The sequence below is a fragment of the Streptomyces marokkonensis genome (assembly GCF_008312835.1).
Lineage (GTDB): Bacteria > Actinomycetota > Actinomycetes > Streptomycetales > Streptomycetaceae > Streptomyces > Streptomyces marokkonensis_A.
Genome location: NZ_VSKS01000022.1, coordinates 87,246 through 104,655, shown reverse-complemented (window position 1 = coordinate 104,655; position 17,410 = coordinate 87,246). Strand labels below are relative to the sequence as shown.

The following is a 17,410-nucleotide window of genomic DNA, read 5'->3' as shown; positions in this document are numbered from 1 at the left end:
AGACGGGAGTTTCGGTCAACGGTCGAGTCCGTACTCACCCAAACCGTTATCGACGCACGGTGCCGTATCCTGCGTCTATGCACGATGACGACGAGACGAGCGGCAGAGTCACCCTGGCCACGGTAGCGAAAGAGGCCGGCGTTTCGATGCCGACAGTTTCGAAGGTCCTCAACGGCCGATCGGATGTCTCTCGCGCGACGCGTGCCAAGGTGGAACGGCTGCTGGACGCCCACGGCTACCGCCGCCGTGCCCAGTCGGCGTCCCGCTCCCCGCTCGTCGAGATCGTCTTCCACGAGCTCGAGAGCGTCTGGGCGATGGAGCTGATCCGGGGCGTGGAGAACGTCGCCAAGGAGAACCGCGCGACGGTGGTGCTCACCGAGAGCGGCACCCGGCACACCCCCGCGCCGGAGTGGCTCCCGGGCGTGCTGCAGCGCCGGCCGCTGGGCGTCGTGCTGGTCTTCTCCACACTTCCGGCGGACATCAAACGCCAGCTCAGGGCGGCGGCCATCCCCTTCGTCGTCATCGACCCGGCGGGCGACCCCGACCCCGACGTCCCCTCGGTCGGCTCGGCGAACTGGGCAGGCGGCCTGGCCGCCACCCGCCATCTCACCGATCTCGGGCACCGGCGGGTCGCCATCATCACCGGCCCCGAGGACATGCTCTGCTCGCTCGCCCGCCTCGACGGCTACCGCTCGGCCATGGCGATGGCGGGCCTGGAGACCGACCCGGGCCTGACGCGCTTCGGTGACTTCCACGTGCAGGGCGGCTTCGCACACGCCATGGACCTGCTGGACGGCCCCGGCCGGCCGACGGCCGTCTTCGCGGGCAGCGATCTCCAGGCGCTCGGCGTCCTGGAGGCGGCCCGGGTCAGGGGACTGCGCGTACCGGAGGATTTGTCGGTGGTCGGCTACGACGACGTCCCCCTGGCCCAGTGGTCCAGCCCACCCCTCACCACGGTCCACCAGCCGCTGCGCCACATGGCCGAGGAGGCGGCCCGCATGCTCCTGCGCCCGGACGACCCGGGCACGGCGGCGCAGCGCATAGAACTGGCGACCCACCTGGTCGTACGGCAGAGCACGGCTCGCTTCGAAGGGTCGTGAGCCCGGCGCGCGCGAGTCTGCCCCTGCCCCGGCGGCTCCCCCGTGCCGGCCTCCCCTTGACCTGAACCTTGATCGAGGTCCTAGCGTCTCGACGGGCGTGATCACCGACCGACGACAGGGGAGGACATCGATGATCCTTGTGACGGGTGCCACCGGAAACATCGGAAGCGCTCTGGTGCGGCAGTTACGGACGTCCGGGGCCCCGCCCGTGCGAGGCCTGACCCGTGACGCCGCCCGGGCCTCGTTCCCCGACGGGGTCGAAGCCGTCGAGGGTGACCTCGCCCGGCCCGCCTCGCTGAAGCCGGCGCTGGACGGAGTGCGCTCCCTGTTCCTCGTACCGGGCGCGGGCGCGGACGCGGACGTCGTCACGGCCGCCCGGCGGGCGGGGGTGGAGCACGTGGTGCTCGTGTCGTCCATCACGGTGCGGACCCATCCGCACCTGCCCGCCGCCGCCGAGAACCTGGCCCTGGAGCGGCTGCTGCAGGACAGCGGGATGAGCTGGACGATCCTGCGCCCGACCCAGTTCGCGTCGAACGCCCTGTGGTGGTCCGCGTCGGTCCGGGAGCACCGGTCGATCCGGGTGCCCTACGCGGACGTCGGCCTTCCCGCCGTCCATCCCGCCGACATCGCGGCGGTGGCCCGGGCGGCGCTGACCGGGCCGGGTCACCGCGGCCGGACGTACGCACTGACCGGACCGGCACGGATCACGCCCCGGCAGCAGGCGCGGGCGATCGGGGCGGCCCTGCGGCAGGAGGTGTCCGTCGAGGAGATCGGCCGGGAAGAGGCGCACCGGCAGATGGCCCCCTTCATGGGCGAGCAGACCGCGCACGCGGTGCTCGATCTGATGGGCGGGGACGTCAACGACGAACTGCTCGAGGTGCACGACACGGTCCCGCACGTCACCGGCTCCCCCGCCAGGCCCTTCCGGCAGTGGGCGGCGGAGAACGTCGCCGCGTTCCGCTGACGGCCCTGCCCCGCCGCCGGGCGTGAAGGAGGGAGGCAACGCGGCGGTCAGCGGGCGGTGCCCCGTTCGCGGCTCAGGCGGCGCAGGATCACGAGGAGGTCCAGGAGGGCCGTCAGGGCGAGGACTCCGCAGACGATCGAGAGGAAGATCAGCGGGCCTCGACCGGGGCTGTCCCCGGGACCGGCGTCCGCGGCCCGGACGCCGAAGAGCGCGCAGCCCGCGAGGAGGAGGGGCAGGAAGACCCCGGCGAGCAGGAGACGCAGGCGCAGCGGGCTGCGCGCGGTGACCGGCTCGGTGCCCGTCCGGGGGAAGCGGCGGCCGATCGTTCCGGAGCGGGCCCGGGAGACCGGCTTCCGGCCCTGGCCGGTACGTTCGTCGCGCACGCCACACACCTCCTCGGCCACGTCCGTCGTGGGCCGGGTAGCCCTCGGCGACCAGGGCAAACCGGCGCTCGTTGGGGGCACGCATTCCGGGTACCCGGCCGGTGCCCGACCGCCGACCGTCGCGGACGACCGCACCATGAGGAAGGACGACGCCTCATGCAGCACGATCAGATCATCGGAAAAGTGCAAGCTCTCACCCGGCTGCCGGACCGGGGATCGGCCGAGACGGCGACCCGCGCCGTGCTGACCACGCTGGCCGAACGGCTGCCGTCCGGGCTGACGGACCACGTGGCGGCCCAGCTGCCGCCGACCCTGGCCGCGCCCATGCGGCAGGCCAGGGACTCCGTCGCCGAGGGCGCGGCGACCACCTCGGGCGAGCGCTTCGGCCTGACCACGTTCGCGGGGCGGATCGCCGGCCGCGCGGAGACGGACGAGGACGCGGCCCTGCGGGAGGCCGCCGCCGTACTGGAGGTGCTCGACGCCGCGCTCACTCCGGAGCTGACGGAGAAGGTGGCCGCCGCGCTGCCGAAGGACATCGGTGCTCTGCTGCCCGTCGGCCGTGCCGCCGAGGACACCGACTGAGGAGGTGACCGGGCATGGTCTCCGCATCGGTGACGATCCCCTCGGACGGGGCGGCTCTGGCCGGTGATCTCGAGATCCCCGCCGGGGTGCGCGCGATGGTGCTGTTCGCGCACGGCAGCGGCAGTTCACGGCACAGTCCCCGCAACCGGGCCGTAGCCACCGCCTTGCAGCTGGCCGGGTTCGGCACGCTTCTCCTGGACCTGCTGACCGAGGAGGAGAGCGAGGACGCCGTGACCGGCCGGCACCGCTTCGACATCGGTCTGCTGTCCCGGCGTCTGGCGCACGCCGTCGACTGGCTCGAGCGGCGTGCGGACACCGCGGACCTGCCGGTGGGCCTGTTCGGGGCCAGCACGGGAGCCGCCGCCGCCCTGGTGGCGGCGACCGAGCGTCCCCAGCGGGTGTCGGCGGTGGTGTCCCGGGGCGGACGCCCGGACCTGGCCGACGACGCGCTGCCCCTGGTCTCCGCCCCCGTGCTGCTCATCGTGGGCGGGGACGACGAGGTCGTCCTCGATCTCAACCACCGGGCCGCCGAGCGGTTGTCCGCCGCCGCCCACCACGTCCACGTCGTGCCCGGCGCGACCCATCTCTTTCCCGAACCCGGCGCGCTGGAGCAGGTGGCGGAGCTCGCCGCCGGCTGGTTCCGCGAGCACCTGTGACAGGACGTGCGGCGGGCCGCGGCGCACACCGCGCCGCGGCCCGCCCCTTGCTCAGGTGGTGCTGCAGGAGACGGTCGGCCAGTTCCAGTTGCCGTTCGTCTGGATCGTCACCCCCCAGTTGTCGCCGCTGCCGTTGGACTTGGCCACGAGCGTCTGGCTGTCGGGGTAGGAAGCGCTGACGTTCCAGGTCGAGGAGACCTTCGCCGGGGACGGCACGTTCATGGTCACGGTCCAGTTGTCCGAACCGCTGACCGAGACGTTGAGGTTGTAGCGGTCGCTCCAGCGGCTGCCCGCGGACAGGGTCGCGGTGCAGGCACCGCCTCCGCCGCCCCCTCCCCCGCCGCCGGAGCCGTCGGGGGCCACCGCGCGGCCGGTCGCCGGGGAGATCATGCCGGCGCACAGGCCCCGGGAGGCCAGGTTCTGCGCGATGCGCGGGATCGCGGCGATGGTGTTGGCCGGCCAGTCGTGCATCAGGATCACCTGCCCGTTGGTCAGCCGGGAGGCGGCCTGCACGATGGCGTCGGTGCTCGCGTTGTTCCAGTCCTGCGAGTCGACGTCCCAGATGACCTCGGTCAGGCCGTACTTCGCCTCCACCGCGCGCAGCGTCGAGTTGGTCTCGCCGTAGGGCGGGCGGAACAGCTTCGGTGTGCCGCCGCCGGCCGCCGCGATCGCCTGCTGGGTGCGGGCGATCTCCGAGTCCATCTGGGACTGGCTCAGCTGGGTCATGTGGGGGTGGGTGTAGCTGTGGTTGGCGACCCACATGCCGGCGTCCACCTGGGCCTTCACCAGGGAGGGGTGGGCGGCGGCGTACTGGCCCTGGTTGAACATCGTGGCCCGCAGCCCGTTCTGCCTGAGCGCGTTCAGCAGGCTCATGGTGGTGCTGGTCGAAGGGCCGTCGTCGAAGGTGAGTCCGACGTAGCCGTTGCAGTCGGCCGCGCGCGCCGGGGTGGCGTCGACGGCCGAGGTCACGGTGCCTGCCACGGTCAGTGCGGCGACGGCCAGACCCGGGATCAGGTACCGGGTGACGGGCTGTCGCTTTCCGGTGCTCATGTGAGGGGTCCTCCTCGTACGCGGGTCAGCCGGCGCTGCAGGAGACCGTCGGCCAGGTCCAGTTGCCGTTGGTCTGGATCGTGGCTCCCCAGTTGTTGCCGCTGCCGTTGGGCTTGGCGACCAGCGTCTGGGCGTCGGGGTAGGAGGCGCTGACGTTCCAGGTCGAGGAGACCTTCGCCGGGGAGGGGACCCGCATGGTCACGGTCCAGTTGCTGGAGCCGGTCACCGAGACGTTGAGGTTGTACCGGTCGCCGAACCTCTCTCCGGCGGAGAGCGTCGCGGTGCAGCCGCCGGTGTCGCCACCGCCGCCACCGCCACCGCCACCGCCACCGCCGGAGCCTTCACTCACGGTGATGTTCGAGCTGCCGCTGCTCTGGTAGCCCTCGGTGGCCATGATCATGTAGTTGTGGTTGCCCAGGTTCATCCCCTTGCCGGCCCACGCGTCGAAGTGGTTGCCGCTGGTGATGGTGCCGCCGGTGCGCTTCGACTGCCGGACGCTCCAGTACTGGTCGAAGGTCCTGGTGCCCTCGATGGAGGGGGCGTTGTACCGGGTCGTCTTGTAGATGTCGTACGTGCCGCCGTCGGTGGTGACGGTGCCCTTGTACTCGCCGGTGGGCCGGTAGGTGCCCCAGTTGTCGACGATGTAGTACTCGATGAGCGGGCTGGTGGTCCAGCCGTAGAGCGTCAGGTAGGCGTTGCCGGACGGGTTGAAGGAGCCGGAGTAGTTGACGGTCTTGCGCCCGCCGGTGCTCCAGCCCTTTCCGGCGACGAAGTTGCCGGTGTTGCTCCACCGGGTGCTGTAGTTGCCGCCGGAGCCCAGGTCCATGGAGACGGTTCCCTGGGCGTCGGTCCAGAACGAGTACCACCAGCCGTTGTTGGTGCCGGTCTGGTTCGTGGTGACGGCGGCGGTGGCGGTGGTGGCGGTCAGGAGCAGCGCGGTGACGGCGGCCAGCGCGATGGTCCAGACACTCCTGACGCTGAGCAGCAGGCGGCCGCGTCTGCGGGCCTTCGGGGGTGCGGACACGTTCATGTGGTGCGCCTCCTGTGACGGCTCGATGGGGAGGTCGATGCCGGACAGTGTTGGCCTGTGCGCGTCAACCGTCAACAGTTTCGGTGAATGTTTCGAAATCTTCGCTTGATCGAACCAGGGCCCCGGTGTGCGTCATCCCAGTTCAACCGGCTCACTAAACGGGTTCCCTTGAGGGGTGCGGCACCAAGCGACAGTACAGCGCCGAAGCGTGATGGGCAGTCATCGAATGTTTCGAAGGGCATTCCGTCGCTGCACAACACCGGAGCCCGGACGCCTGTCCGGCGTCCGGGCTCCCTGGGCGTGCGACTCACTCCGTGATGTCGACCTTCCCGTTGCCGGCCTCCACGGGGGCGGGCGTCGCCGGCTTGCCCCGCTGGGCCAGTCCCTGGAGGAGCTGGGCGAGGTCGACGCCGGTGGTGGAGCTGAGCAGTTCCATGCCCTGGGCGACGTTGTCGGCGACCGCGCGCGGGAGTTGACCCGCGCCGTCCGTGGAGATGACGGTCAGCTTGTCCACGGCGGCCAGCGGCTCTGCCGCCTTGCCGACGACCTGCGGCAGCACCTCGACCACCATCTGGAGCACGGCCGCGTCGCCGTACCGCTCGAAGGCGTCGGCCTTCTTGTGCATCGCCTCGGCCTCCGCCGCGCCCTTCGCGGCGATCGCGGCCGCCTCGGCGTCACCCTCCATGCGCACGGCGTCGGCGAGGGCCGCGCGCTGGGCCTTCTCACCCTCACCCGTCAGCCTGGCCCGCTCGGCGGCCGCCTCGGCCTCCTTGACCAGGGCGATACGGCGGGCCTCCGCCTCCTGCTCGGCCTGGTAGCGGGCGGCGTCGGCGGGCTTGCGGACCTTGGTGTCCAGCTCACGGTCGGTCAGCGCGGCCTGCCGGGTGGCGACCTTCTCCTGCTCCTGCAGGACCTCCTGCTGCCGGGCCGCCTCGGCGAGCGGGCCGGCGGCGTTGGCGCGGGCGGCCGCCTCGTCCGTCTCGGCCTTGATCTCGGCCTGCTTCAGGGCGAAGGTGCGCTGCGCGATCGCGATCTCCTCCTCCGCCTTGAGCCGCGCCTGCTCGGAGGCCCGCCGGGCGACGGCCTCGGCGATGTCGGCCTCCTGCTTGGCGCGGGCCGCCTCGGGCCGGCCGAGGTCCTCGAGGTAGGAACCCTCGGTGGTGATGTCCTGGATCTGGAACGCGTCCAGCACCAGGCCCTGCCCGGACAGGCTTGCCTCGGCCTCCTCCGCGACCTGGCCGGCGAAGGCCGCGCGGTCACGGATGATGTCCTCGACCGACATGCGTCCGACGATGGAGCGCAGGGCGCCGGACAGCACCTCCTGGGTGAACCCGACGATGCCGTCCTGCTGCTGCAGGAAGCGCTGGGCGGCGGCGCGGATCGAGTCCTCGGTACCGCCGACCTTGACGATGGCGACGCCCTCCAGGTTGGCCTTCACCCCGCGCAGGGTGACGGCGCCCCGGACGGCGATCGGGATGTGCCGGCTGGACAGGTCGAGGGTGAACTTCTGCTGGACGAACGGCACGACGAAGACGCCGCCGCCGACCACGACCTTCTGGCCGCTGTTGTCGGTGAAGATCCGGCCGGTCTCGGGATCGGTGGACTTCTTGCCGCGCCGTCCGGTGACGATGAACGCCTCACTGGGGCCCGCCACCTTGTAACGGGTGACCACCACCAGGGCCAGCAGGACGACGAGTACGACGACTCCGACCACGGCGATCAGTACTGGGCTCATGCTCGTGTATCTCCTCAGCCCTCCCGGGGGACGGCGGTTCGGATCGGTTCGGGAACGGTCGCGGGAAGGGACGCGGGCGCGGCACGGCAGTGTGCGCCGCCGTGCCGGGCGCTGTCGTGCGGTGCTCCGGCGGTGTCAGCGCTCGACCGGGCGGACCGCCACCGAGGTCGCGGACAGCGCCGATTCCACCCAGATCTCGGCGCCCCGGGCCACGGGCACCGGGCACTTGGCGGCCAGTTTCAGCGGCTGTCCGGCGAGATGCACCAGCACCTCGCCGTATCCGTCGGCCGGAATGGCGGTCACCACGGAGCCCGAGGTGCCGATGAGATCGCCGCCCCGCGGCGTGGCATCGGTCTGGTCCCGCATCAGGAGCCGGCTCAGCTTCCAGGTCAGCCAGCCCGCGCCGGCCCCCGCCAGCACGCCGGTCGCCGTCGCCCCGGTGACTCCGATGTCCGTCGTGCCGAGCACGATCGCTCCGCCGAAGCCGAGCATGGAAACGAACCCGGCGATCACCGGAAGGGACAGCAGCCCGTCGAACAGCCCGTCCAGCACGCCGTCGAACACGCCTTCAAGGATCCCGTCGAAGACCAACGAGAGCAGCAGCAGAACCAGTCCCGCCACACCGAGACCCACGAACCACTCCACAGGGCCCCCGCTTTCGCTCGACGTCCTCCCCCGCGCACACATGTTCCCATGTGGCCGGGGTGCGGCACATTGCCCGAACCCGGCAATCTTTACGCGCCCTTGATGCCGCCTTCCACCGGATGCCGCGATTCCGCTCCTGTTCGGGGCACCGGGCGGCAATGTGGAGCGCGACCGGCGAGGCCGTACGCGGTCGCGGACTCCGGGGAGGTCGGACAGATCTGATGTCTTGCCCGACTCCGGCAGTACTCCAGTGACCGTGCCTCATGTGGGTGTCGTCCAGCGCGGGGCCGTCTCCGCCCAGGCCGTGTCCCAGTGGGCCAGATTGCGGCGGCGCAGCGCGAGGCCGGTCAGGGCGTGGGCGGCGGCGCCGGTCAGGGCGACACCGATGGCGGCGACGAGGGCCCAGCCCATGGTGCGGCTGCGGATCTCCCCGGCGGTCAGCGGCGCGTCGGTCGCCTCGCCGTCGGCGGTGACCCAGATGCGTACGGTGTTGCCGGCCGTCAGCCCCGGCTGGACCTCGGTCCGTGTGGTGCGGGTCCGTCCCTCGCGGGTGACGACGCGCACCTCGACGGGGTAGCGGGTCCTCTTCTCCTCGTCCGAGCCGGGCTCCGGGTGGCGGGGAGCGTCCTCGGTGAGTGCCGCGTCGGCCTCGTACCGGGTCTGCTTCTGGTGGCGGGCGGTGTCCTCGTAGTGGCCGCGGGCGGTGTCCGCCACGAGGACGGCGACCACGGGAGCCACGGCCAGTACGGTGATCAGCACCCCGAGGCCCAGCCATGCCTGGAGCGCGTCGGTGCGGCGGCGCAGGGGGTTGCGCCGCCAGCGCCACAGCAGGGGGCGCGGGGGTGGGCCGGGGGGCGGCTGGGCCGGAGGTATCTCGCCCGCCACGTCGTCTCTCCCTTCGTGTGGGGTCGCAGGCACCCGGGACGGTTCAGACGGTTCCGGTGACCGAGGGGTGGTGGTGCGCCGCGGCGAGGAGGCCGGCGGCACCCCGCACGGCGGCGGTGTGCGGGGAGGGCACCGGCTGGACCGGGCAGCCGAGGCGGTCGGGAAGGCCGCGGGTGATGTCGGGGCGCAGCGCGCCGCCGCCGGCCAGCAGGACGCCACGGCGCAGGGCGGTGCGGGTGAGCGCGGTGCGGTCCTGCCGCAGCATCGCAGTCACCATCCCGGTCACCGCCTCGGCGACGCGCTCGGGTGGCGTGCCGTCACTCAGGTCGCCGGTGCCCAGTGCGGTGCGCCGGGCGTCGGTCACGGCACCGTCGGCGAGGAGCACCACCTCGGTGAGGTGGGCGCCGATGTCCACGACGAGCAGCGGCCTGATGTGGTCGGCGCCCGCTGCCAGGGCCACCGCCCGCGCGCCCGGAACGGTCAGTACGGCGCGTGGCCGGAGGATCTGGACGGCCGTGCGGGCCGCGGTGCGGAAGGCGAGCCCGTCCAGGACCGGTGCCGTGAGCACGACGAGCGGGCGGCCGATCCTGGGCATCCGGTGTCCGAGGAGCCGGTCCAGCATGCGGGCGGTGCCGGGGGTGTCGACGATGGTGCCGCGCTGGATGGGGTGGACGGCCCCGGTGCCCGGGAACGTCACGGTGGGCACGTCGAGGACCATCCCCCGCCCGGCGATCCACGCGCGTGTGCGGGCGCTGCCGAGGTCGAGAGCGATACCCGAGCAGCGCCGGCACAGCGGCCAGTGCCGGTGACGGACGGGTGCCGGCCGGGGGTGCCGGATCACGGTCACCGGCCGGCCTCCCTCACCTGCTGGCAGCGCCCGCAGTAGCGGGCCTGGGGGACGATCAGCAGGCGGTGGCGTTCGACCGGGCGGCGGCACAGATGGCACGTGCCGTACTGCCCGGAGTCCATCCGGGCGAGCGCCGCCTCGACGTCGGCGAGCACCATGCGGGCGGAGGCGGCGAGTTTGACACCGACCTCGATCCGGGCGGCGTCCGCCTGCCGGCGCCGGTCGTCGGCACGGGACGCCGAGGCGAACTGCCGCAGCTGCTCCTGCCGGAACAGCCGCTGCTCGTGCAGGTTCTCGCGCAGCGCGGCGAGGTCCTCGGGGGTGAGGGCCGTGTCGCGCTCGCCGATGGTCTGGTGGGTCACCACTGCACCCCTTGGGCAGAGCGGGAGAGGAGGAGGGCCGGGCGGGGGTCAGGCCGCGCGGCGCTGGCAGGCGACGCAGTACCGGGTGTGCGGGAGGATCTCCAGACGCTCCGGCGGGACGGCCTTGGAGCAGCCGAGGCAGGTGCCGTAGGTGCCGTCGTCGACGCGGGCGAAGGCCTCGTCGATCTCCGTGAGGACGCGCCTGATGGCGTCGATCTGGTTGGACATCAGGTGGTCACCGGGACTCTGCCCGGTGTCACCGAGGGCCTTGAGCTGTGCCAGCCGGGTCGTGCGGGCGTGTTCGAGCCGCTGACGGACCTCGTCCGCGGCCGGGTGGGCGGTGCGCGGTTCGGTGCGGGGCAGGTCGAGCGACACGGGGGTCCTCCTCGATGACGTACGGGTGATGTCCTCACCATCGCCCGTCCCCGGCTCCGTGCCCATCGGGCGCGGTACCCATCTGTGCGGGGTCGAAGGACCCACCCCGTCCGGGATGGGTCGGGCGGGCCGCCGGAAATGGGGTGCGGGGCCCATCGACCCGGACCGTGCGCGCCGTGCACGCTGGCCGCTGTCCGCCGCGACCAGGGGGTCGCGGCCGCACGACGGGGCACGGTGACCGACAGTAGAGGCAGACGAGGAAGAGGAAGGCGTGACCTCCGTGTCCCTGTACTGGCGGATCTTCGGGCTCAACGCGGTGGTGCTGGGCAGTGCCACCGCGCTGCTGCTGTGGGCTCCGGTGACCGTGTCCGTTCCGGTGCTGCTCACCGAGGCGGTGATCCTGGTGGGCGGGCTCGGCGTCATGCTCGTCGCCAACGCGGCCCTGCTGCGCATCGGACTCGCCCCGCTGGACCGGGTGACCCGGCTGATGACCACCGTGGACCTGCTGCGCCCCGGTCAGCGGCTGCCCGTGCGGGGCGGGGGCGAGGTCGCCGAGCTGGTCAGCACCTTCAACTCCATGCTGGAGCGGCTTGAGGGGGAGCGCGCCGCGAGCAGCGCCCGCGCCATCCTCGCCCAGGAAGGCGAGCGGCGCCGGATCGCCCAGGAGCTGCACGACGAGGTCGGGCAGAGCATGACCGCCGTGCTGCTGGCCCTCAAGCGGGCGTCGGACGAGGCGTCCGAGCCGCTGCGCGGTGAGCTCCAGCAGGCGCAGGAGATCACCCGGGAGAGCCTGGACGAGGTCCGTCGGCTGGTGCGCCGGCTGCGGCCGGGGGTGCTGGACGACCTCGGGCTGGTCAGCGCGGTGACGTCGCTGGCCACCGAGTTCGCCACGCACACCGGGCTGCGGGTGCTGCGCCGGTTCGACTCGGATCTGCCGGTACTGGACCACGAGACGGAGCTGGTGATTTACCGGGTGGCGCAGGAGAGTCTGACCAATGCCGCGCGGCACGCCGAGGCACGGTGCGTGGAGGTGAGCCTGCGCGGCGCCGACGGGCTCGTCGTCCTGGAGGTGAACGACGACGGGCGCGGCCTCGGTGCCGCGCGGGAGGGCGCCGGGCTTCGCGGAATGCGGGAACGCGCGCTGCTGATCGGGGCCATGCTGGACATCTCGAGCCCGCGCGGGACCTCCGCAACCTCCGCATCAGGGAACGGGACACGTGTCCGGCTCAGCGTGCCCGCCGTCAGGAAGCAGTCATGACCCATCAGGACATCCCCGCCGACCACCGGACGCAGCCCACGATCCGGATCCTGCTCGCCGACGACCACGCGCTGGTGCGGCGCGGCGTCCGGCTCATCCTGGACCGGGAGCCGGACCTGGAGGTGGTCGCCGAGGCGGGTGACGGTGCGGAGGCGATCGCCATGGCCCGCTCCCACGACGTCGACCTGGCGGTCCTGGACATCGCCATGCCGCGGCTGACCGGTCTGCAGGCCGCGCGCGAGCTGACGGCGCTGAAGCCCGGGCTGCGCATCCTGATGCTGACGATGCACGACAACGAGCAGTACCTGTTCCAGGCGCTGAAGGCGGGAGCGGGCGGCTACGTGCTCAAGTCCGTCGCCGACCGTGATCTGGTCGCCGCCTGCCGGGCCGCGATGCGGGACGAGCCGTTCCTGTACCCGGGTGCGGTGACGGCCCTGATCCGCAACTACCTCGACCGGGTGCGGCACGGGGAGGAGGCTCCGGAGCAGCTGCTGACGCCGCGCGAGGAGGAGGTGCTGAAGCTCGTCGCCGAGGGCCACTCGTCCAAGGAGATCGCCGAGCTGCTGTTCATCAGCGTCAAGACGGTGCAGCGGCACCGTGAGAACCTGCTGCACAAGCTGGGGCTGCGGGACCGCCTCGAGCTGACCCGTTACGCCATTCGCGCCGGGCTCGTCGAGCCTTGACCGCCGGCCCGCGGGGACGTTCCACCCGCCTTCCGTTCCGCGGTGCCGCCGCGGTCCTCGCCGCCTTCGCGGCCGTACTGCTGACCCTCGGGGTGACCGGCGGTGCCGGGCTCGTCCCCGGCGCCCTGTCCGCGTCCTCCCCCGCGGTGTCCCCCGCCCCTTCGTCGTACTCCTCCGACACCCGTCCGTACGGCGACGACGCCTACGTCGGCGCCCGCACCGTTCTCACCAGGCCGGAGCGGGACGCGGGTGAGCGGACGGTGTCCGCCGGGCATCCGCTCTTCACCGCGGCGTACACGCCGCCCGTGCCGCCGCGGCCGGCGCGTCCCGCGCCGGTGGCCGGGCACGTGCCGTCCACCGCCGCGCACATGCCGTCGGATCTGGGGCGGGCCCCGCCCGCCGCCTCCAGCACCTGAAGACTCCCCTTTCCCCATCTCCGCGTGCCTGCTGGAGGCATCTGTGAAACGTCCCGCCCGCGTCAGGGCGTTGTTCGCGCTCGCCGTGATCGCCGCATCCGTGTTCATCGCCGTCACCGTTCCGGTCCGTCTGGGGCTGGATCTGCGGGGCGGCACCCAGATCGTGCTGGAGACCCGTTCCACCGAGACCGTCGAGGCCGACGGGGAGGCCACCGACCGCACCCTGGAGGTGCTGCGCGGCCGTGTCGACGCGCTCGGCGTGGCCGAACCGGGCATCGTCCGCTCCGGTGAGAACCGGATCATCGTCGAACTGCCCGGACTGCAGGACCCGCGGCAGGCGGCCGACGTCCTGGGCCGTACCGCACAGCTCTCCGTCCACTCCGTGCTCGGCACCGCCACCGGGACCGACAAGCCGCAGGACAAGGGCGAACGGGTGCTGCCCGACGAGTCCGGCGAGCGGCTCCGCCTGGGCGCCGCCGCGCTCACCGGCCAGGACGTGAAGGACGCCGAGGGCCTCTTCGACCAGCAGAGCGGCGCCGGCTGGCACGTCACCGTGGACTTCGAGGACGGCAAGGGCTGGGCCCGGCTGACCGGTGAGGCGGCGTGCCACCCGGCGGGCGACCCGAAGCGCCGGGTCGCGATCGTGCTCGACGACAAGATCATCTCCTCGCCCCAGGTCGACCCGTCCGTCGCCTGCGGCGCGGGCATCACCGGAGGGTCCACCCAGATCACCGGTTCCTTCACCAGCGACGAGGCCAAGGAGCTCGCGTTGCTGATCAAGGGCGGAGCCCTGCCGGTGCCGGTCGAGACGGTCGAGCAGCGGACCGTGGGCCCGACGCTGGGCGCCGAGGCCATCGAGGCGAGCGCCTGGGCGGCCGTCGTCGGCACCGCCCTGACCGCGCTCTTCATCATCGTCGTCTACCGGCTCATGGGCGTCCTGGCCACCCTGGCCCTGCTCTGCTACGGCCTCATCTCCTACGCCGGTCTGGCGGCCCTCGGCGCGACGCTGACCCTGCCCGGTCTCGCCGGTTTCGTGCTGGCCATCGGCATGGCGGTGGACGCCAACGTGCTGGTCTTCGAACGGGCCCGGGAGGAGTACGGCAAGCGCAACCGGCCCAGCAGCCGCTCGGCCCTGACCGCCGGCTTCAAGGGCGCGTTCAGCGCCATCGCGGACTCCAACGTCACCACGCTGATCGCGGCGGCGCTGCTGTTCCTGCTCGCGTCCGGTCCCGTGAAGGGATTCGGCGTCACGCTGGGCATCGGTGTCCTCGCGTCCATGATCAGTGCCCTGGTGATCACCCGGGTGCTCGCCGAGTTCGCCGTGACCCGCCGCTGGGTGTACCGCAGGCCGGGGCTCACGGGTCTGGCCTCGGTCGGCCGGGTCCGCGCGTACCTCACCCGCCGCGACCCGCAGCTGATGCGGCGCCCGCGCCGCTGGCTGGCCGTGTCCGCCCTCGTGCTCGCCGTCACCGGCGCGGGCATCGCGGTGCGCGGGCTGAACTTCGGTGTGGAGTTCACCGGCGGCCGCCTGATCGAGTACTCCACCGGCACCACCGTCGACCCGGACCGGGCCCGGGAGGCGCTGGCCGACGCCGGCTTCCCGCAGGCGGTCGTGCAGTCCTCGGGCGACGACAAGCTGACGGTGCGCACCGAGGAGCTGACCAACGCGGAGGCGGTCGAGGTGGCCGACGCCATCGCCGAGGTCGGCGGCGGGGCGGAGAAGGTCCGTGACGAGCTGATCGGCCCGAGCCTCGGCGACGAGCTGCGGCGCAACGCGCTGATCGCGCTCGGTCTGGCACTCGGCGCGCAGCTGCTGTACCTGGCCGTGCGGTTCCGCTGGATGTTCGGTGCGGGGGCGGTGGCCGCCCTGGCGCACGACGTGGTGATCCTCACCGGCATCTTCGCCTGGCTGGGCAAGCCGATCGACGGCGTGTTCCTGGCGGCGCTGCTGACCGTGATCGGTTACTCGGTGAACGACTCGGTGGTGGTGTTCGACCGGATCCGCGAGCTGTGGCGGAAGGACGGCAAGGCGCCGCTGGCCCAGGTCACCAACCGGGCGATCCTCCAGACGGTGCCCCGTACGGTCAACACCGGTATCGGTGTGCTCTTCATCCTGGCCGCACTGGCCGTGCTGGGCGGTGACTCGCTCACCGACTTCGCGCTCGCCCTGCTGATCGGCATGCTCGTGGGCACGTACTCGTCGGTGCTGACCGCCTCGCCGCTCGCCATCGAGCTCGACGCGTACGCCGGTGGAGGCAAGGGCGACAAGGGCGGCGGCAAGCGCCGCGGTCGCGACCGCGGCGGTTCCGGGCGGGCGACGTCCGGCGCCGGGGAGGCCGCGGACCGGGCCGGGGCCACCAGCCGGGGACGGTGACGCGGGGCGGTTCCCGCGAGGGAGCCGCCGTGCGGGTGCGACGTGGTCAGGCCGCCGCCGGTGCGTCGCGGTCCTGGTCGTCCTGCCGGGTGGCGAACTGGGTGCGGTACAGCTCGGCGTAGCGGCCGCCCGCGGCGAGCAGCTGCTCGTGCGTGCCCCGTTCCACGATCCGGCCGGCCTCGACGACCAGGATGAGGTCGGCCGCGCGGACGGTGGACAGACGGTGGGCGATCACCACCGCCGTCCTGCCCTCCAGCGCCTCGGTGAGTGCCTCCTGGACGGCGGCCTCGGAGGTGTTGTCCAGGTGGGCGGTGGCCTCGTCGAGGATGACGACCCGCTGACGGGCCAGCAGCAGCCGGGCGATGGTCATGCGCTGGCGTTCGCCGCCGGAGAGCCGGTAGCCGCGTTCGCCGACCACCGTGTCCAGGCCGTCGGGCAGGGCCCGTACGAGGGTGTCGAGGCGGGCCCGCCGCAGGGCGTGCCACAGGTCGTCCTCGCTCGCGTCCGGCCGGGCCAGCAGCAGGTTCGCGCGGACCGTGTCGTGGAAGAGGTGACCGTCCTGGGTGACCATGCCGAGGGTGGCGCGCAGCGACCGGGCCGTCAGGTCGCGGACGTCCACGCCGCCCACGCGGACGGCGCCCGCGTCGACGTCGTAGAGCCGCGGCAGCAGCGCCGCGATGGTCGACTTGCCGGCGCCGGAGGAGCCGACGAGGGCGACGGTCTGCCCCGGCTCGGCGCGGAAGGAGATGCCGTGCAGGACCTCTTCGCCCCCGCGTGTGTCGAGGGCGGCGACCTCCTCCAGGGAGGCCAGGGAGACCTTGTCGGCGGACGGGTAGCCGAAGCGGACGTCGTCGAACTCGACGGACACCGGGCCGTCGGGCAGCTCACGTGCGTCCGGCTTCTCCCGGATGAGCGGCTCCAGGTCCAGGACCTCGAAGACGCGCTCGAAGCTGACCAGCGCACTCATCACCTCGACGCGCGCCCCGGCCAGCGAGGTGAGCGGCGCGTACAGCCGGGTGAGCAGCAGCGCGAGCGCCACCACCGCGCCCGGTTCCAGGGCGCCGGTCAGGGCGAGCCGGCCGCCGAGGCCGTAGACCAGGGCGAGGGCGAGCGCGGAGACGAGGGTCAGCGCGGTGATGAACACCGTCTGCGCCGTGGCCGTGCGGACGCCGATGTCCCGCACCCGGCGGGCGCGCGCCGCGAACTCCTCCGACTCCTCCTCCGGCCGTCCGAACAGCTTCACCAGGGTGGCGCCGGGCGCGGAGAACCGCTCGGTCATACGGGTGCCCATGGCCGCGTTCAGGGCGGCGGCCTCGCGCTGCATGCCGGCCATGCGGCGGCCCATCCGCCGGGCCGGGATCACGAACACCGGCAGCAGCACCAGCGCCAGCAGGGTGATCTGCCAGGACAGGGTGAGCATCACGGCGAGGGTGAGCACCAGGGCGACCACGTTGCCGACCACGGTCGACAGCGTGTTGCTGAAGGCGCGTTGGGCGCCGATGACGTCGTTGTTGAGACGGGAGACGAGCGCTCCCGTACGGGTGCGTGTGAAGAACGCGACGGGCATACGTTGGACATGGTCGAACACCGCTGTCCGCAGATCGAGGATGAGTTCCTCGCCGAGCGCCGCCGACAGCCGCCGGCCCAGTACGCCGAGGGCGGCCTCCACGATCGCGATCAGCGCGATGAGAAGGGCCAGGCGGACGACCGTGGCCTCGTCGCCGCCGGACACGATCGTGTCCACGACGCGTCCGGCCAGTACGGGGGTGGCGACGGCGAGCGCCGCGGTCGCGGTGCCGAGCAGCACGAACAGGACGAGCCGGCGGCGGTGCGGGCGGGCGAAGGCGCCGATCCGGCGCAGGGTCTCCCTCGTGACGGGGCGGTGCTCGTCCTCGGCGGACATGACGCTGCGCAGCTGTGTCCACGCTGTGGTCTCCATGCTCATGCCGACGACGGTAGAACCTTGACCATGATTGAGGTCAAGAACGAGGCGGCTCCGCTCCACGGGCCGCTTCCGTGCCGTGAGGAGCCGTCGGGGCTGCCGCAGCCCGCCGCCGGCGCGCGG

At 72.6% G+C, this 17,410-nt stretch carries 18 protein-coding genes; 8 read left to right on the top strand and 10 right to left on the bottom strand.

The features are described from left to right. Positions 1 to 77 precede the first annotated feature (77 nt). Positions 78 to 1,100, top strand: a complete 1,023-nt coding sequence (locus tag F1615_RS29780; RefSeq protein WP_149552149.1) for a LacI family DNA-binding transcriptional regulator — start codon at positions 78 to 80, stop codon at positions 1,098 to 1,100. A 130-nt stretch (positions 1,101 to 1,230) separates the two neighbouring features. Continuing rightward, positions 1,231 to 2,064, top strand: coding sequence for an SDR family oxidoreductase (locus tag F1615_RS29775; RefSeq protein WP_149552148.1), 834 nt, complete (start codon positions 1,231 to 1,233; stop codon positions 2,062 to 2,064). A 47-nt stretch (positions 2,065 to 2,111) separates the two neighbouring features. Here F1615_RS29775 and F1615_RS29770 read toward each other — a convergent pair whose 3' ends face one another. After that, the gene (locus tag F1615_RS29770) at positions 2,112 to 2,447 is read right to left on the bottom strand and encodes a DUF6343 family protein (protein ID WP_167533895.1); all 336 of its coding nucleotides are present in this window, start codon (positions 2,445 to 2,447) and stop codon (positions 2,112 to 2,114) included. 183 nt (positions 2,448 to 2,630) lie between these two features. Between F1615_RS29770 and F1615_RS29765 the strand changes: the two genes are divergently transcribed. Together F1615_RS29765 and F1615_RS29760 are read left to right on the top strand one after the other, a co-directional pair. After that, positions 2,631 to 3,029 carry a DUF2267 domain-containing protein gene (locus F1615_RS29765; RefSeq protein ID WP_425385668.1) on the top strand — a complete coding sequence of 133 codons (399 nt, stop codon included), beginning with the start codon at positions 2,631 to 2,633 and terminating at the stop codon, positions 3,027 to 3,029. Between the two features lie 14 nt (positions 3,030 to 3,043). Further along, positions 3,044 to 3,685 (top strand): dienelactone hydrolase family protein, encoded by a 642-nt coding sequence (locus F1615_RS29760; protein WP_149552146.1) that lies wholly within the window; start codon positions 3,044 to 3,046, stop codon positions 3,683 to 3,685. A gap of 51 nt (positions 3,686 to 3,736) precedes the next feature. Here F1615_RS29760 and F1615_RS29755 read toward each other — a convergent pair whose 3' ends face one another. The 8 genes from F1615_RS29755 to F1615_RS29720 form a co-directional block, all read right to left on the bottom strand. Further along, entirely contained in the window at positions 3,737 to 4,735 is a 999-nt protein-coding gene (locus tag F1615_RS29755) for a polysaccharide deacetylase family protein (protein ID WP_149552145.1), read from the bottom strand. Positions 4,736 to 4,760: 25 nt separating this feature from the next. Further along, positions 4,761 to 5,765 carry a glycoside hydrolase family 11 protein gene (locus F1615_RS29750; protein ID WP_149552144.1) on the bottom strand — a complete coding sequence of 335 codons (1,005 nt, stop codon included), beginning with the start codon at positions 5,763 to 5,765 and terminating at the stop codon, positions 4,761 to 4,763. Positions 5,766 to 6,072: 307 nt separating this feature from the next. After that, entirely contained in the window at positions 6,073 to 7,500 is a 1,428-nt protein-coding gene (locus tag F1615_RS29745) for a flotillin family protein (protein ID WP_149552143.1), read from the bottom strand. Positions 7,501 to 7,635: 135 nt separating this feature from the next. Then, the gene (locus tag F1615_RS29740; RefSeq protein ID WP_149552142.1) at positions 7,636 to 8,145 is read right to left on the bottom strand and encodes a hypothetical protein; all 510 of its coding nucleotides are present in this window, start codon (positions 8,143 to 8,145) and stop codon (positions 7,636 to 7,638) included. A gap of 261 nt (positions 8,146 to 8,406) precedes the next feature. Next, positions 8,407 to 9,030 carry an Rv1733c family protein gene (locus tag F1615_RS29735; RefSeq protein ID WP_149552141.1) on the bottom strand — a complete coding sequence of 208 codons (624 nt, stop codon included), beginning with the start codon at positions 9,028 to 9,030 and terminating at the stop codon, positions 8,407 to 8,409. 43 nt (positions 9,031 to 9,073) lie between these two features. Beyond that, positions 9,074 to 9,877, bottom strand: a complete 804-nt coding sequence (locus F1615_RS29730) for a rod shape-determining protein (protein ID WP_167533894.1) — start codon at positions 9,875 to 9,877, stop codon at positions 9,074 to 9,076. Continuing rightward, on the bottom strand, positions 9,874 to 10,239 hold the full coding sequence (locus F1615_RS29725) for a TraR/DksA family transcriptional regulator (protein ID WP_244328897.1): 366 nt from the start codon (positions 10,237 to 10,239) through the stop codon (positions 9,874 to 9,876). Before F1615_RS29725 ends, F1615_RS29730 begins: the two co-directional genes overlap by 4 nt. A 48-nt stretch (positions 10,240 to 10,287) precedes the next feature. Beyond that, on the bottom strand, positions 10,288 to 10,614 hold the full coding sequence (locus tag F1615_RS29720; protein ID WP_149552139.1) for a TraR/DksA family transcriptional regulator: 327 nt from the start codon (positions 10,612 to 10,614) through the stop codon (positions 10,288 to 10,290). 271 nt (positions 10,615 to 10,885) lie between these two features. Here F1615_RS29720 and F1615_RS29715 point away from each other — a divergent pair, with 271 nt between their 5' ends. The 4 genes from F1615_RS29715 to secD are packed head-to-tail and all read left to right on the top strand — an operon-like array spanning position 10,886 to position 15,345. Next, positions 10,886 to 11,872 (top strand): HAMP domain-containing sensor histidine kinase, encoded by a 987-nt coding sequence (locus F1615_RS29715; RefSeq protein WP_149552138.1) that lies wholly within the window; start codon positions 10,886 to 10,888, stop codon positions 11,870 to 11,872. Further along, complete coding sequence (locus F1615_RS29710; RefSeq protein WP_149552137.1) at positions 11,869 to 12,555, top strand: response regulator; 687 nt, start codon at positions 11,869 to 11,871, stop codon at positions 12,553 to 12,555. Before F1615_RS29715 ends, F1615_RS29710 begins: the two co-directional genes overlap by 4 nt. Further along, positions 12,552 to 12,971 carry a hypothetical protein gene (locus tag F1615_RS36555; protein ID WP_244328896.1) on the top strand — a complete coding sequence of 140 codons (420 nt, stop codon included), beginning with the start codon at positions 12,552 to 12,554 and terminating at the stop codon, positions 12,969 to 12,971. The genes F1615_RS29710 and F1615_RS36555 overlap by 4 nt, the downstream gene beginning before the upstream one ends. 43 nt (positions 12,972 to 13,014) lie before the next feature. Further along, positions 13,015 to 15,345, top strand: a complete 2,331-nt coding sequence (gene secD / locus F1615_RS29700; RefSeq protein ID WP_167533893.1) for a protein translocase subunit SecD — start codon at positions 13,015 to 13,017, stop codon at positions 15,343 to 15,345. Between the two features lie 46 nt (positions 15,346 to 15,391). Here the strand turns inward: secD and F1615_RS29695 are convergent, their stop codons facing one another. Next, entirely contained in the window at positions 15,392 to 17,284 is a 1,893-nt protein-coding gene (locus F1615_RS29695; RefSeq protein WP_149552183.1) for an ABC transporter ATP-binding protein, read from the bottom strand. Positions 17,285 to 17,410: the final 126 nt, after the last annotated feature.

Coding starts and splice junctions, on each gene's coding strand:
- F1615_RS29755 (WP_149552145.1), bottom strand. CDS start 4,735: ATGAGCACCGGAAAGCGACAGCCCGTCACCCGGTACCTGATCCCGGGT.
- F1615_RS29710 (WP_149552137.1), top strand. CDS start 11,869: ATGACCCATCAGGACATCCCCGCCGACCACCGGACGCAGCCCACGATC.
- F1615_RS29745 (WP_149552143.1), bottom strand. CDS start 7,500: ATGAGCCCAGTACTGATCGCCGTGGTCGGAGTCGTCGTACTCGTCGTC.
- F1615_RS29750 (WP_149552144.1), bottom strand. CDS start 5,765: ATGAACGTGTCCGCACCCCCGAAGGCCCGCAGACGCGGCCGCCTGCTG.
- F1615_RS29775 (WP_149552148.1), top strand. CDS start 1,231: ATGATCCTTGTGACGGGTGCCACCGGAAACATCGGAAGCGCTCTGGTG.
- F1615_RS29760 (WP_149552146.1), top strand. CDS start 3,044: ATGGTCTCCGCATCGGTGACGATCCCCTCGGACGGGGCGGCTCTGGCC.
- F1615_RS29695 (WP_149552183.1), bottom strand. CDS start 17,284: ATGGAGACCACAGCGTGGACACAGCTGCGCAGCGTCATGTCCGCCGAG.
- F1615_RS29780 (WP_149552149.1), top strand. CDS start 78: ATGCACGATGACGACGAGACGAGCGGCAGAGTCACCCTGGCCACGGTA.